Below are 13987 nucleotides of genomic sequence, written 5' to 3'. Positions count from 1 at the left end.
CCTTTCTTTCGTTGTCTCGTCGCCCGGTTCCGTGACGGATCGAACCGGGCCGGGCAGCCGATAGCACGCCCTAATGTGGGCTGTCAGTCGCCATACGGAATCCAGATATTCTTGATTTGCGCCGCTTGACGCAAGAAGGGAAGGCCCTCGGTCGTGCGCTCGAACCAATCGAGCCGACGGCCATGGTCGACAAACGTGCGCTTCAAATTGCCGATCGATTCACGCTCGACGAGCGTCGATTCCGCCGCGCGGCCGAAGCACCACAGCGCATCGACGTCGTCGTGCCTGGCCAGCGTGGCCAGCAGCGCCGCGCGCGCGCCGGTGACGATATTGAGTACGCCAGCCGGAACGTCCGACGTTTCGACGACTTGGTATAAATCGGTCGCCATCAACGGGCACGTCTCGCTCGGCAGCACCACCGCACGGTTGCCGAGCGCCAGCGCCGGCCCGATCAGCGAAATCAGCGCAAGCAACGGCGCCTCGTCCGGACACGCGATGCCGACCACGCCCAGCGGCTCGTGCATGGCGAGCGCAACGCCGCGCAACGGCGGCGTATGAACGGCGCCGTCGAATTTATCTGCCCACGCCGCATAGGTGAAGAGCCGCGCGATCGATGCATCGATTTCGCGTCTGGCCGCGCCCTCGTCACAGGCTGTACGCCGAACGAGCTGCCCGGCAAACTCATCGGCACGAGCCGATAGATTCTCGGCGAGGTAGTAGAGGACCTGTGCGCGCGCGTGTCCACTCATCTGTGTCCACTTGGCTGCGCTTCGTGCCGCCGCGACGGCATCGCGGACATCCTTACGATTGCCGTCCGCCACTTCGCCGATGAACGCCCCGCTCGGCGCATAAACGGCGAGTGAGTTGCCGCCGTCGGCGCGCGTCTGCTTGCCGCCGATGAAAAGCTTCGCGGTGCGGTCGACGAAGTCGATGCCCGCGAGCCTCGCGGGATGTTCCAGCCCCGCGGCCTTCCCTGCTTCAGCCGCCTGCGCATCACGCAACGCGCCCTTGCCCCAGCCGCTCGGCTTCAAATACTCGTATGCCCCCTCGCGCCCGCCTTCGCGGCCATACCCAGACTCGCGGTAGCCGCCGAACCCGACGCTGGCATCGAACAAATTGGTGGCGTTGATCCAGACCACGCCGCACGCAAGCCGCGGGGCGATATCGAGCGCGCGCCCGATGGTCTCGCTCCAGACGCTCGCGGCCAAACCGTAGCGCGTGTCGTTGGCGAGCGCGACGGCCTCGTCGGGCGTGCGAAAACTCATGGCCGTCAGCACGGGCCCGAAGATTTCCGCTTGTGCGAGCGTGGAAGCCGGTGCGACGTTCGTCACGAGCGTCGGCGGGTAGTACGAGCCCCCCGTGTCCGGCATCACGACCTGCTGGGGCTGCCACACGTCGCCGCCCTCGCGCCGCCCCGTCTCGACGAGCGATTCGATCCGCGCCAGTTGTACGGGATCGACAATCGCGCTCATGTCGATCGTCTTGTCGAGCGACGGCCCGACCCGCAGCGTCGCCATGCGGCGCTTGAGCTTGGCGATGAAGCGCGCTTCCACGCCCTCCTGCACGAGCAGGCGCGAACCCGCGCAGCACACCTGGCCTTGGTTGAACCAGATCGCATCGACGACGCCCTCCACTGCGCCGTCGAGATCGGCATCATCGAAGACGATGAAGGGCGACTTGCCGCCCAGTTCGAGCGTCAGCGATTTGCCCGACCCGGCCGTGGCCGCGCGAATGAGCCGGCCGACTTCGGTCGAGCCCGTGAACGCGATCTTGTCGACGCCGGGGTGTTCGACGAGCGCAGCCCCCGTTGTGCCATCGCCGGTCACGACGTTGAGCACGCCGTCGGGCAGCCCGGCCTGCTTTGCCAACTCGGCGAACAGCAGGGCCGTGAGCGGCGTGTATTCTGCCGGCTTGAGCACGACGCAATTGCCGAGCGCGATGGCCGGTGCCACCTTCCATGCGAGCATCAGCAGCGGAAAATTCCAAGGCACGATCTGGCCGATGACGCCCACCGGCGTCCATCCGGCGAACTCGGCCTCCTGGAGTTGAGCCCATCCGGCGTGGTGCAGAAAATGGCGTGCGACGAGCGGCACGTCGAGATCGCGCGTCTCGCGGATCGGCTTACCGTTATCGAGCGCTTCGACCACGGCAAACAGGCGGCTGTGCCGCTGCACCATGCGGGCGAGGGCATACAGGTGCCGCGCGCGCAGCGCGCCGCCAGCGGCCAGCCAGGCCGGCTGTGCCGCATGCGCAGCCGCAACGGCGGCATCGATGTCAGCTGCCCCGCCCTGCGCCACTTGGGCCAGCGTCTCGCCCGTCGCCGGCGCGCGCACGGTGAAGCACTCACCCGATACGCTGGCGCGCCACCGGCCGTCGATGAAATGGCCGAACGACGCATCGTGCCGCGCGAGCCACGCGCGCGCGGCTTGATCGTCCTCGGGAGCCGGGGCGTAATCCATCGTCTGAAAGTATTGCGCAACGCTCATCGCGAATCGCTCACGCTACGGGGTGACGGTTGAAAGCCGAATAGCGGCCGGTGATGTGGTGCTCGAGTTGGCGCTCGATATCGGCGAGCAGGCTCGACGCGCCGATCCGGAAGAGCGAGGGCTCGAGCCAGTCGCGGCCGAGCTCTTCCTTCATGAGCACTTGATAGGCGAGCACCGCCTTCGCGCTCGATACGCCGCCGGCCGGCTTGAAGCCGATCAGCGTGCCCGTGCGCTCGCAAAACTCCCGGATCATCCGCACCATGACGAGCGAGACATCGAGCGTCGCGTTGACGCCCTCCTTGCCCGTCGACGTCTTGATGAAATCGGCCCCGGCCATCATGCAGACCATCGAGGCCTTGGCGACGTTCGTCAGCGTGCGGATATCGCCCGTGGCCAGGATGGCCTTCATATGCGCGGCGCCGCAGGCCGCGCGGAAATCGCGCACCTCGTCGTACAGCGCGCGCCAGTTGCCCGTGAGTACGTGTTCGCGCGTGATGACGATGTCGATTTCAGCCGCGCCGTCGGCCACCGAAGCCTCGATCTCCTCGAGCTTGAGCGGGTGCGGATTCAAGCCCGCCGGAAAGCCCGTGGAGACGGCCGCGACGGGAACACCCGTGCCGGCCAGGGCATCGACGGCCGCCGCCACGAAGCGGTGATAGACGCACACGGCCCCCGTCGTGATGGACTGGGGCGCAAGCCCCAGGGCCTCGATCAAATCGGCGCGCACGGGCTGACGCGCCTTGGCGCAGAGCCGGCGCACACGGCCTTCCGTGTCGTCGCCGTTCAAGGTGGTCAGATCGATGCACGTGACGGCTTTGAGCAGCCAGGCGGCTTGGGCGTCCTTCTTCACCGAACGGCGCGACGCGAGCGTGGCGGTGCGCCGCTCTACCGCCGAAGCGTTGACGCGCAGGCCGTCGATCCAGGCCGCGTCGAAAGGTACGCCGCGATTGCGCTTATCGAGCGCAAAGGCAAAACCATGGGGCACGACGATCGTTTGGGTTGAAGCGTCGGACATAGGAAGACGGATTGTGCGATGCACAACACACCGTGATGATTTGTTCGCATCGATCCTAGTCGCATGAAACAATCATGACAAGTCTTCGTTACAATTTTATCGACGCTCTCCTGACACCTGTCCTTCGTTGCGATAACGGGCTGCAAAAACGCTACGCCTTCCTGGTAGCCGAGCCCCGAATCCTTGATGCAGCCGAACGGAGTCGGCTCGCTCGCATGCGAAACAACCCTCAGCTCGTGCGGCGCTTCTGTACGCGCGCCGCGATGAGCGAGAGTGCGGTGAAGGACGCGGTCAAGAGGATCAGCGCCAAGGCAGAAGCGGGCAGGTAGTAGCCGCGCTCGACCTGACCGACAACGACGACCGGCACCGTCGAAAATCCCGGCGGATAGACAGTCAGCGTCGCGCCGAGCTCGCCGAGCGAGAGCGCGAAGCCAAGCGCGACGCTCGCGCGAATGGCGGGCACGAGCTGCGGCAGCACGACGCGCCGCAGCACCATCGACGGCGGTGCCCCGAGGCTCGCGGCGGCCTCCCGCAGCACCGTCAACTCGGGACGAAGCGCGGCGGCCGCGCAGCGATAGCTGAAGGGCAAGACGAGCGCGAGCTGCACGAGCACGACGATCGCGGGCGAACTCGATAAATCGAGCGGCGCCTTGTGATAGGCGATCAGCACGCCGAGGCCGAGCACGATGCTCGGCACGCCGTTGGGCATCATCGTGATCGTATCGACGAGCGCGCCAAGTCCATTGCGCGTGCGCCCTTCGAGCGCAAGCGCCAGCCACAAGCCGATCGCGGTCCCGAGCACCGCCACGGAAAACCCAACCTCGAGACTCGCGAAGACCGCATCGAAATCGCTCGAACCGAGCCGATCGAACCAACGCGTAGTGAACCCATCGGGGACAATCGTTCCCGACCAATGCGACGCCACGCTGGAGAGCGCGACCACCACGACCGGCAGCACGAAGAGCCACAGACACAGCAGCGCGGCGAAAGCCGTGACCGCAACACCGGCTATGGGCGCCGCCCTGCGCCGCATACCGGACGCAGATTCGGGGATGGCGCTGACCGGCTGATCCACTGGCAAGCGCATCATCGGGCTCCCATCGCCTGCCGGCGATCGACGCTGCGATAGAGCGCATAGAGCGAGAGCGACATCGCGAGCATCACGACGGCACCGGCAGCAGCCGCCGGCAAGTCGAGATCGATCGTCGCCGAGCTGTAGATGGCCACGGGCAGCGTGACCAGATGCGCGCTGCCGAGCACGAGCAGGATGCCGAACTCGTTGAGTGTCAGCAGGAAGCACAGCAGCGTGCCGGCCGCGATGCCGGGCCATGCCAGTGGTGCGATCACCCGCCACGCCACCATGAAGCCATTGCCCCCCAGGCTGCGCGCCGCTTCGATGAGCCGCATGTCGATCTGTGCGAACGAAGCCAGGGTCGGCCGGATGACGAACGGCGCATAGAAGACGACCTCGGCGAGCACGATGCCGCCCGTGCCGAACAGAAAATCGAGCGGCGGCGCGCTCAGATGAAAGAGCCGTTGCAGCGCGATGCTGACGGAGCCTTGCGAGCCATAGAGAAAGATCAGCGTGAACGCCACCAGAAACGACGGGAAGGCGACGAACAATTCGAGAAAGCGGGTAATGATCGCGGCGCCAGGAAACGGCCTGAAAAACAGCAGCGCGGCGATGGCGACGCCGAGCACGGACGCGGCGCCCGCGCTGGCGAACACGATGGCGAGCGTCGTGCCGATCACGCCGCTCGCATCGGGGTTCGAGAAAAAAGCCCGGTAAGCATGCAAGCCGAATTCACCATGCGGCCCGGTCAGGCTCAGCCGTACCAGCCGTGCCAAGGGATAAATCACGAGCGGACCGAGGACGAACGTTGCGACCAGGATCAAATGCAGATGAGCGCCCCACGCGCGACGCCTCGCCGCCGCGCGATGCGCGCCGGCCTGCTCGAGCAAGGCCGCCTGCTGCAACGGTTGCGCCTGTTGCAACGGTTGCGCCTGTTGCGCCTGTTGCGCCGGGTCGAACGTGGCCGAGGCGAGCGGTGCGCCCCTCGTGCGCTCAAGGTTGAACGAGGACGACATGATCCACCTCATATCCGAGCGATACGCGTGCTCCCTTTTCCGGTGTCATCCCGTGGCCGCGTGCGGCCGCGACGAGCACAGGCGTTTCCGGCATCGCGTCGAGCACGACCGATACCGACAGCGCCGGCCCATACCAATCGACCGATGCGATCGTGCCGTGCAACTGCCCCTCGCCGAGCGGTGCGAGCCGCAGGCTTTCGGGGCGCAGGCACGCGAGTCGGTCGCGCTCGCCATAGCGCGCGTCGCCGAGCGGAAAGGCGACGCGTGGTGGCAGCAAATTGGCGGCGCCGAGATAGCGCGCCACGAACGCATCCGCGGGGGCGTCGTACAGCGCCTGCGGCGTGCCGATTTGGGCAACACGGCCGTCGCGCATGAGCAGCGTGCGATCGGACAGCACGAGCGCATCGTCCTGATCGTGCGTGACGCAGACGATCGTCAGATTCGGCAGCCGCTCGTGCAGCGCTTTCAGCTCGGAACGCACCGAGGCGCGCAAGTTGGCATCGAGTGCGGAAAGCGGCTCGTCGAGCAACAGCACATCGGGTTCGATGACGAGCGCGCGTGCGAGCGCGACGCGCTGCTGCATGCCGCCGGAAAGCTGAGCGGGCATGACGTGGCCGGCATCGGCAAGCTGCACGAGTTTGAGCGCGTCGGCGACGCGCCGCGCGATGTCGGCGCCGCCGATGCGGCGCGCGCGCAAGCCGAAGGCGACGTTCTCGAACACGCTCAGGTGCGGGAACAGCGCGTAGCTTTGGAATAAGAGCCCGAGATTGCGCCGATGGGCGTGCTCGTGCGTCAGATCGCGGCCGGCCACGAACAGGCGCCCGGCCACGAAATCCGCTTTGACGAACCCGGCGATGAAACGCAGCAGCGTCGTCTTGCCGCAACCGCTGCGGCCCAGCACGGTCAAGAACTCACCGCGGCCGATCGAGAGCGATAGGTCGTCAAGCACCGTGCGCGCACCGAAGCGCACACTGAGCCGTTCGATTTCGACACCGCGCATACTCGAGGCACGCGTATCCCCCTGCCCATGAGCGCGATGCGCATCGGCGCTCCGATCCCCCCGTCCTGCGGTGTTCACCCGGTTCGTCCTCGACGTGCCAATGGATTACTTCGGCTTCACGACTTCGGTTTGCTTACCCGAATTGCCGATCACGTCGCGCTTCCATCGCGCGGTCCAATCGGCCTTCTTCGCCATCACGTGGTTCCAATCGACGGGAATCAGCTTCACGCCCGAGATCGCTTGCTTGACGGCCTCGCCGTTCTTGCCCGCGAGCCGGATATCCGTGCGGCCCGGGATACCGAAGATGTCGGGCACCTTCGATTGCACATCGGCCGACATCAGATAGTCGATCAGCTTCTTGCCTTTACCTTGGTTCGGGCCGTTCTTGATGAGGCCGATCGCATAGGGCAGCTGGAACGTCGCCGGCTGGTTGCCAGCCTTCTCGGCAAGGAAGACCGGCTTGAGCGAGAGGCCGCCGTTCGCCGCGTCGTCGAGATCCATCTGCAAATCGCCGTTGGCCACCGCGATCTCGTTGCGCGAAAGCAGCACATCGAGGTAGCCCGTCCCCTTCGTGTGGAACTTGGCGCTTTGCTCGAGCTTCTTCAGGTAGTCGAATGCCTTGTCCTCACCCATCAGCGACGTCGTCAGGATGATGACGGCCATGCCGTCGCCGGCCGTGGCCGGGTTCGAATAGGCGATCTTGCCGCTGTAGCCGGCGTGCAGCAGATCCTCGAACGTCTTCGGCTGAGTCTTGACCGTGTCAGGGTTTATCGCGAACGAGAAGTAGTTGTTGACGAACGTTGCCCATGCGCCATTGCCAGCCTTGGCAATCGCCGGCACGTTCTTGTAGTTCACGCTCGCATACGGCTGCAGCAACCCGGCTTGATCGGCCTGCTGAATGAACGGCGGCAGCGTCACGATCACGTCGGCCTTCGGCGAATCCTTCTCCACCGTCGCGCGGTTCACGACTTCACCGCTGCCTGCCGTCACGATATTCACTTTGACGCCTTCCTTCTTGTCGAAGGCGGGCAGCACATCCTTGTACAGGTTCTCGAGGCCGTCGGCCGTGTACAGCACAACCGCATCGGCAGCGTGGGCCGGCAACGCGAGTCCCTCGAACAAAGCCGCGGCGGCCACCGCCACGAGCAAGCGGCCAAGGCCGGCCTTTGCGCGAAGGGATTGGCTCGGTGTCATGTCGATCTCCAAAGGTGTGATGCGACGCAAGATTCACAGCTTTTGGTGACAGTCCGATGACTATGCGGCGGTACGTGAGGCACGGTATGCGCGCCATGCGCGTGGAGGGCGCGCCGGGCAACAGCTGTCGACCCGGCGCGAAAGTCGCGGTGGATACCGCGTGAGGGTGTTATCGCGTTATCGCGTTATTGGTTATCGCGTTATCGCGTTACTTCGCGTGCTTCTTCGGAATCTTCGCCCCGGACTTGCGGGCTTGATTCAAGGCGATGGCGACCGATTGCTTCTGCGACTTGCCATGCTTCATTTCGGTCTTGACGTTCTTCGAAATGTCATCGCGGGACGTCCCTCGTTTCAGCGGCATGATGACCTCCTTCGCGCGCTCAGCGCGTTGCTGACAGTGCCGTCCTTTGTTCAGCAACGCGCGTTCCAAGGGGCGCTTTCGGCGCGCAGCCCCGCGCTGCGCCCTCCCCTCGGGCTGGTCATACCAATCGTGGCCAGCGCAAGGCCGATACAAGCGTGAAGAGGGCCTAAGCCTCGATGCGCTTGCGTGTCACGCCGAGCAGATCGGCCATCGCCGAACGCGCCGCCTCGGGCTGGCGCAGGCGAATCGCGTCGTACACAGCCGTATGCTGATGCAGCGCGGCATTGAAGACGTCGGCCCGCTTGGCATTGAGGCGCAGCTGCGCTTCGAGCGTGCGCTCGATCAACGCGCCGAGCGGCATCAACAATTCGTTACTGCAGGCCGCCAGGATGCCCAGATGGAAATGCAGATCGGCCCGCACCCATTCGTCGACGTTGCGCGCCGCGACCATCGCCGCATGCGCGCGCTCGAGCGCATCGACCGTTTCCAGCGTATGCGCGCGCGCCGCCAGCGCCGCCGCATACGGTTCGACCATCTCGCGCACCTCCTGCAGCTTCAACGCGAAGGCGACTGGCGGCGCGACTTGCGAATACCACTCGAGCAAGTCGGCATCGAGCAGGTTCCAGGCACTGCGGCGCCTCACCTTCGTGCCGACTTTTGGCCGCGATTCGACGAGCCCCTTCGAGTTCAGGGTTCGAAGCGCCTCGCGCAATACCGTACGGCTCACGCCGAACGATTCCATCAGCTCCGCCTCGCGCGGCAACAAAGTGCCCGGCAGGTAATCGCCGCGCAAAATAGCGGTCGCCAGCATGTAGGCGACTCGCCCATGCAGATCGCGTTGAATCATTGTTCTCCCTGGGTTGTATAGGCCGCCCACTGTCCGCGGCAAGCAAGCGGCTTCACGCGGCGGCGGGATCGGACGTGGGACGCGCCACTTGCCGTGCGGCGCCCGGCCACGTCGGCCCTGTTGCGGATTATCGCGGGCATCCAGCAAAGCGCAAGCGTTCCGCCCCCCCGTCGGCAAAAAGCCACGATGACCTACCACAAAAATACTATTAATAGTACTTCAATAAGTTTTGAGGTACGATGACGGTTTTGGGCGCCTCGATGCGTCCTTGGCGTGCGCCGCGGCGTGGCCGTCATCACCGACCAGGAGGAGTGTTCTCATGAAAATCACGAAGCTCGAGACGTTCGTCGTCCCGCCGCGCTGGCTGTTTCTCAAGATCGAGACGGACGAAGGCATCGTCGGCTGGGGCGAACCGGTCGTCGAAGGCCGCGCCCATACCGTCGAAGCGGCCGTGCAGGAATTGGCCGATTACCTGATCGGCAAGGATCCGCGCCATATCGAGGATCACTGGCAAGTCATGTATCGCGCGGGCTTCTATCGCGGCGGCCCCGTCCTCATGAGCGCGATCGCCGGCATCGATCAGGCGCTGTGGGACATTCTCGGCAAGCATCACGGCGTGCCGGTGCACGCGCTGCTCGGCGGCGCCGTGCGCGATCGGATCAAGGTGTACTCGTGGATCGGCGGGGATCGCCCGAACGACGTGGCGAACAATGCACGCGCCGTGGTCGAACGCGGCTTCAAGGCGCTCAAGATGAACGGCTCCGAGGAAGTGCAGATCGTCGACACCTTCGACAAGGTGGAGCAGGTGATCGCCAACGTCGCCGCGGTGCGCGAAGCCGTCGGCCCGCATGTGGGCATCGGAGTCGACTTCCACGGCCGGATCCACAAGCCGATGGCGAAGGTGCTGGCGAAGGAACTCGATCCGTACAAGCTGCTCTTCATCGAAGAGCCTGTGCTGTCGGAGAACGTCGAGGCGCTGCGCGACATCGTCAACCAGACGAACACGCCGATTGCGCTGGGCGAACGGCTCTACTCGCGCTGGGATTTCAAGTCGATCCTCTCCGAGGGCTATGTCGACATCATCCAGCCCGACGCCTCGCATGCGGGCGGCATCACCGAATGCCGCAAGATCGCGGCGATGGCCGAGGCTTACGACGTCGGCCTCGCCCTGCACTGCCCGCTCGGGCCGATCGCACTGGCCGCGTGCCTGCAGCTCGATGCGGTGAGCTATAACGCGTTCATTCAGGAACAAAGCCTCGGCATTCACTACAACCAAGGCAACGATCTGCTCGACTACCTGCACAACCCCGAAGTGTTCAAATACGACGGCGGTTTCGTCGCGATCCCGAAGGGCCCGGGGCTCGGCGTCGACGTCAACGAGGAGAAAGTGCGCGAGATGGCGAAGGTCGGCCACCGCTGGCGCAATCCGGTCTGGCGTCACGCCGACGGCAGCGTCGCCGAGTGGTGATACCTGGCGGGCGGGTGGCCCCTGCCGCCCGCCCGCGTTCAAGCAAAAGCGCCCGGCGCGAACGCTGCGCGCCACTGACCAGCGTCTGCCAACCGTGTTCGTTCGCGCGCCCCTCCCGGGCGACACGCCGTACAGCCGGCGATACATCGCGATCATCGCGATAAAAGCGCTATCGCTGGCCTATCCCACCCTATGCGCGACGGTCGTCATCGACAGACCTTCGGCCAGACGCGTCTGCGCGACGATGCGCCATCGCTTCTCGCAAGGCATCGGCAGAGGGAGCAACGCGCAGAAGGAACGAAGCCCATTCACCGCGCGTCACGGCGCGTTACGTTCACGAACGTAACACTTCTGGCGGCGGGCGCCCCCTCGGACTGGATTCGATCCCGTCCGGCACGGGTGCCCGTTCCGCCCAAAGCCTTACGGGGCGGGCCTCATTGCCCCGCGCACCTCGTCCATCACCTATCGGTGGCCCACTCCTTGCATTGCCGTTGCCCATACAACGATTACTCTGGGAGCGGGCCATGGGGGAATTCATACCGGATTATCTGATCCGCGAGCAGGCGGCGGTCGGCGCACTTGTCGTGTTCGCGCTGGTGCGCGTCCTGGCCGCGGTCGCCGCGTGCAGCCGTGGCTGGCCGATCGCCATCGTCGAGAAATGCGCTATCGGCCTGGCCGGCCTCTATTGCGCGCCGCAGCTCTTCGATGTGCTCGCGCACAGCTATGTCGTGCACGCCGCGACGGCCGAGCTCGAAGGCAAGGTGATCGGCGCATCGATGGCGCTGTTTTTCTCACCCATTCTCAGTCACAGGCTCGGCTATGAATGACCGCACTCGATCCGGCGTGTGCGTGCTCGCGCCGCACCCGACGATGTCAAGCGCTCGCCCCGAGCCTCGCACCCGCGCTCGAGACGCTCGCCACGGCGAGCCCCAGTCCCGCTCCCGTCGAGCAGCACGCCTCGCGGCGGCCCTCGGCGCACGGCGCCTGAACGCACGCGTGAGCTTGCGGCCGTCGTCGTCTCATGAATGAGACATACCGGACCGCGCCGCCCGGCGAAAGCGAGCGATGTGAGCGAGGAATTGAAGCGACGGGCATAAGCGGCTGGCGCAAGCGCTCGCGGTACGCCCGATGCCGCCGGGAACGCAACGGCTTCGAGCGGCGGCGCGCTCTTGCGCCCACGCTCAATGCGACGGCATGATGCCCGGAGCCATATGCGCGAGCACGGCGGCAACGATGAAGACGCCGACCATCACGAGCGCTTCCAAATGCAGAACGTTGTTGAATGTGTGGGCATCCGTGGTCGATGCCGTGCGGCGCAATCTCGGTAGCGCAGACGTTCGATTCAGCGCGCCAAGCAGGACGGCCAGCAGCACGAGCGCACCCTTGAGTGTCAGCACATGGCCCCAGCCGGTTTCCGAGAGCGGCGCGAGCGATCCGCCCAGGCCGACTACCGCGTTGTACAACCCTGTCGCGAGCACGGCACCCAAAGCCATACCCGCCGTATAGGAGATTCGCCCGGCGACCCGAATCAGCGCGCCGCGTGTCGTCGAGCTGTCGAGCGCCGGCAGCACGAAGAGCCCGCCGGCGAGCGTAATACCGCCCCATACACCTGTCGCCAGGAGATGCAGCGCCTGGATCGCGACGGCAGCCGACCACGGACCGGCATCGGCCGCATGTCCCATCGATGCCTTGCCCAGCGCGACGATGACGACGGCAAGCCCGAACGCCGCCTGACCGGCCCGGCCGCCGCGACTCGCGAGCGCCGCAGCCCACGCCAGCACCGCGCCGCCGAAAGCGACGCACCAGCCAAAGCCGACCTGAGTCTGGCCAAGCACCGTCGGGATCGCCCCGATCGCCGGCACGAGCGCCAGCCCGCTCATCACGGCCGATTCGTAAAGCAGCCACAGCACATCGGCGAGCACGAGCGCAAAGCACGCCGCGACGAGCGATGCGCGCGCCCGCTGACAAGCGGCACGCGCCAGTTGTCCCTCGACGGCGAGCCAACGTTCGAGCAGTGCCGAGCCGATCGCCAACGCGAAGGCGATATCCATCAAGGCGGCGAGCGCCACCTGTCCGATCGTCAGTCCGGTCACGTTCATCGGCGCACGGATCCTCGCGTTTGAATACGAGCGGCCGAACGATTGAGCGGCACGCTGTGGGAGCGGCGGTGAAGCAAAGGAAACATCATTGGAAGCGAATCGAAAGGGCGTTGAAATGCGCGGCCGTCAGCCCCCGTCAGCCCCCGTCAGTCCCGCCGTCAGCCCGGCCGGGCGTGGGCCGATGAACCGCTCGATGAGATCGTGGGTGAGCGCGCCGCAGGCGTGAGTGTACGTGCAGCGGGCGCCGGGCGCGATGCGATCGCTGTCCGATCTCCATCGGGCTGCCGAAGCTCGCGCGGCACGGCGCGTGCGTCCCGGGTAGCCGGTGGCTTGACGGGCGTCGCGGGCGATATGCACCGCTCACAAGCAGGCCGAACGACCCCGCGTCGACGTTCGATGTGCAAAAAGGAGACAACGATGCCCGACACCGTGCCGCCAGCGAAACGTGCGCCACGACTGCGTTACACGTGGCATATTGTCGCGGCGTCGCATCCAGACGCATTTGCGCCGCCTGCGGCAAATAGCCTGAGCCCCCCATCGATGATAGAATGCTGCGTCGCAGCGCCAGGCTTGGCCCGAGCGTCAAGCCGATAGCGCATCAGCCACGGCCGCTGCAACATCGCGCATCGAAACAGTCAATAGCAAGCCACAGAGCCATACCGAGCCGATCGTAGCCCGGTAGGTCCCCGAATAACGATGGAGTTACGCGTGTCTTCCAGACGCATTTTCCGCCCGCTACTCGCCCTTCTGTTGATTGGCAGTGCCGGTGTCTACAGCGCAGCGCAAGCGCAAAGTCAGCCCACGGCCCCCGATACGATGGAGCAGCGCGTGCAGGGTTGCACGGCCTGCCACGGTTCGCACGGCCAAGGTACCGATAACGACTACTTCCCGCGCCTCGCGGGCAAGCCGGCCGAGTACCTGTACAACCAGCTCGAGAATTTCCGCGCGGGCCGCCGCAAGTACCCGCCGATGAACTACCTCGTCACGTACCTCTCGGACGACTACCTGCATCAGATCGCCACGTACTTCTCGCAGCAGCGTCCGCCGTACCCGACGCCGGCCAAGCCCACGGTCGGGAACGACGTCCTCGCGCGCGGCAAGCAAATCGTCCTGAACGGCGATAAAACCAAGGACATTCCCGCTTGCGCGGCCTGCCACGGCAAAGGTCTGACGGGCATGGAGCCCGCCGTTCCGGGCCTCGTCGGCTTGCATAGCGATTACATCAGCGCTCAGCTCGGCGCATGGCGTTCGGGCACGCGCCACGCCATCGCGCCCGATTGCATGCACGAGATCGCATCGCGCCTGACGGACGCGGATGTGACGGCCGTCGCGGCATGGCTGTCGACCCAACCCGCCCCGGCCAACCCGGTTCCGGCTCCGGCCCGCTCGATGAAAACTCCGCTTGCCTGCGGTAGCGAACCACAGTAAG

The 13987-nt window shown here is 65.6% G+C and carries 12 protein-coding genes; 3 read left to right on the top strand and 9 right to left on the bottom strand.

Translation table 11 applies throughout. The features are described 5' to 3' along the window. Positions 1-83: 83 nt before the first annotated feature. From ACTHL0_RS01205 to ACTHL0_RS01170, 8 genes are all read right to left on the bottom strand, one after another. Positions 84-2486 (bottom strand): aldehyde dehydrogenase family protein, encoded by a 2403-nt coding sequence (locus tag ACTHL0_RS01205; RefSeq protein ID WP_440564735.1) that lies wholly within the window; start codon positions 2484-2486, stop codon positions 84-86. Positions 2487-2496: 10 nt separating this feature from the next. Further along, entirely contained in the window at positions 2497-3501 is a 1005-nt protein-coding gene (gene deoC, locus ACTHL0_RS01200; protein ID WP_440564734.1) for a deoxyribose-phosphate aldolase, read from the bottom strand. 229 nt (positions 3502-3730) lie between these two features. Further along, positions 3731-4534: a 2-aminoethylphosphonate ABC transport system, membrane component PhnV gene (phnV, locus tag ACTHL0_RS01195; protein WP_440564765.1), complete on the bottom strand. Its 804-nt coding sequence runs from the start codon at positions 4532-4534 to the stop codon at positions 3731-3733. A gap of 53 nt (positions 4535-4587) precedes the next feature. Further along, positions 4588-5589 carry a 2-aminoethylphosphonate ABC transporter permease subunit gene (phnU, locus tag ACTHL0_RS01190; protein ID WP_440564733.1) on the bottom strand — a complete coding sequence of 334 codons (1002 nt, stop codon included), beginning with the start codon at positions 5587-5589 and terminating at the stop codon, positions 4588-4590. Beyond that, positions 5567-6589 (bottom strand): ATP-binding cassette domain-containing protein, encoded by a 1023-nt coding sequence (locus ACTHL0_RS01185; RefSeq protein ID WP_440564764.1) that lies wholly within the window; start codon positions 6587-6589, stop codon positions 5567-5569. The genes phnU and ACTHL0_RS01185 overlap by 23 nt, the downstream gene beginning before the upstream one ends. Before the next feature lie 105 nt (positions 6590-6694). After that, positions 6695-7783: a 2-aminoethylphosphonate ABC transporter substrate-binding protein gene (phnS, locus tag ACTHL0_RS01180; protein ID WP_440564732.1), complete on the bottom strand. Its 1089-nt coding sequence runs from the start codon at positions 7781-7783 to the stop codon at positions 6695-6697. 208 nt (positions 7784-7991) lie between these two features. Further along, a complete protein-coding gene (locus ACTHL0_RS01175) occupies positions 7992-8144 on the bottom strand; it encodes a DUF6496 domain-containing protein (RefSeq protein ID WP_440564731.1) in 153 nt (50 codons plus the stop codon). A gap of 166 nt (positions 8145-8310) precedes the next feature. Continuing rightward, a complete protein-coding gene (locus tag ACTHL0_RS01170; protein WP_440564730.1) occupies positions 8311-8991 on the bottom strand; it encodes a FadR/GntR family transcriptional regulator in 681 nt (226 codons plus the stop codon). Positions 8992-9310: 319 nt separating this feature from the next. On the opposite strand from ACTHL0_RS01170, the gene dgoD reads away from it, so the two are divergent. Both dgoD and ACTHL0_RS01160 read left to right on the top strand, forming a co-directional pair. Continuing rightward, positions 9311-10459, top strand: coding sequence for a galactonate dehydratase (gene dgoD, locus ACTHL0_RS01165; RefSeq protein ID WP_440564729.1), 1149 nt, complete (start codon positions 9311-9313; stop codon positions 10457-10459). 524 nt (positions 10460-10983) lie between these two features. Further along, the gene (locus ACTHL0_RS01160; RefSeq protein WP_440564728.1) at positions 10984-11286 is read left to right on the top strand and encodes a hypothetical protein; all 303 of its coding nucleotides are present in this window, start codon (positions 10984-10986) and stop codon (positions 11284-11286) included. Positions 11287-11640: 354 nt separating this feature from the next. Here ACTHL0_RS01160 and ACTHL0_RS01155 read toward each other — a convergent pair whose 3' ends face one another. Beyond that, entirely contained in the window at positions 11641-12558 is a 918-nt protein-coding gene (locus ACTHL0_RS01155; RefSeq protein WP_440564727.1) for a CopD family protein, read from the bottom strand. 696 nt (positions 12559-13254) lie between these two features. Between ACTHL0_RS01155 and ACTHL0_RS01150 the strand changes: the two genes are divergently transcribed. After that, complete coding sequence (locus ACTHL0_RS01150) at positions 13255-13986, top strand: c-type cytochrome (RefSeq protein ID WP_440564726.1); 732 nt, start codon at positions 13255-13257, stop codon at positions 13984-13986. Position 13987 lies beyond the last annotated feature (1 nt).

Origin of the sequence: Trinickia sp. (assembly GCF_051961175.1) — a bacterium.
Lineage (GTDB): Bacteria > Pseudomonadota > Gammaproteobacteria > Burkholderiales > Burkholderiaceae > Trinickia.
This window is presented reverse-complemented; position numbering and strand designations above follow the sequence as displayed.

Excerpts from the sequence above, each read along its gene's own strand:
- ACTHL0_RS01185 (WP_440564764.1), bottom strand. The coding sequence starts at position 6,589 with ATGCGCGGTGTCGAAATCGAACGGCTCAGTGTGCGCTTCGGTGCGCGC.
- phnV (WP_440564765.1), bottom strand. The coding sequence starts at position 4,534 with ATGCGGCGCAGGGCGGCGCCCATAGCCGGTGTTGCGGTCACGGCTTTC.
- ACTHL0_RS01205 (WP_440564735.1), bottom strand. The coding sequence starts at position 2,486 with ATGAGCGTTGCGCAATACTTTCAGACGATGGATTACGCCCCGGCTCCC.
- ACTHL0_RS01150 (WP_440564726.1), top strand. The coding sequence starts at position 13,255 with ATGGAGTTACGCGTGTCTTCCAGACGCATTTTCCGCCCGCTACTCGCC.
- deoC (WP_440564734.1), bottom strand. The coding sequence starts at position 3,501 with ATGTCCGACGCTTCAACCCAAACGATCGTCGTGCCCCATGGTTTTGCC.
- dgoD (WP_440564729.1), top strand. The coding sequence starts at position 9,311 with ATGAAAATCACGAAGCTCGAGACGTTCGTCGTCCCGCCGCGCTGGCTG.
- ACTHL0_RS01175 (WP_440564731.1), bottom strand. The coding sequence starts at position 8,144 with ATGCCGCTGAAACGAGGGACGTCCCGCGATGACATTTCGAAGAACGTC.
- ACTHL0_RS01160 (WP_440564728.1), top strand. The coding sequence starts at position 10,984 with ATGGGGGAATTCATACCGGATTATCTGATCCGCGAGCAGGCGGCGGTC.
- phnS (WP_440564732.1), bottom strand. The coding sequence starts at position 7,783 with ATGACACCGAGCCAATCCCTTCGCGCAAAGGCCGGCCTTGGCCGCTTG.
- ACTHL0_RS01170 (WP_440564730.1), bottom strand. The coding sequence starts at position 8,991 with ATGATTCAACGCGATCTGCATGGGCGAGTCGCCTACATGCTGGCGACC.
- ACTHL0_RS01155 (WP_440564727.1), bottom strand. The coding sequence starts at position 12,558 with ATGAACGTGACCGGACTGACGATCGGACAGGTGGCGCTCGCCGCCTTG.
- phnU (WP_440564733.1), bottom strand. The coding sequence starts at position 5,589 with ATGTCGTCCTCGTTCAACCTTGAGCGCACGAGGGGCGCACCGCTCGCC.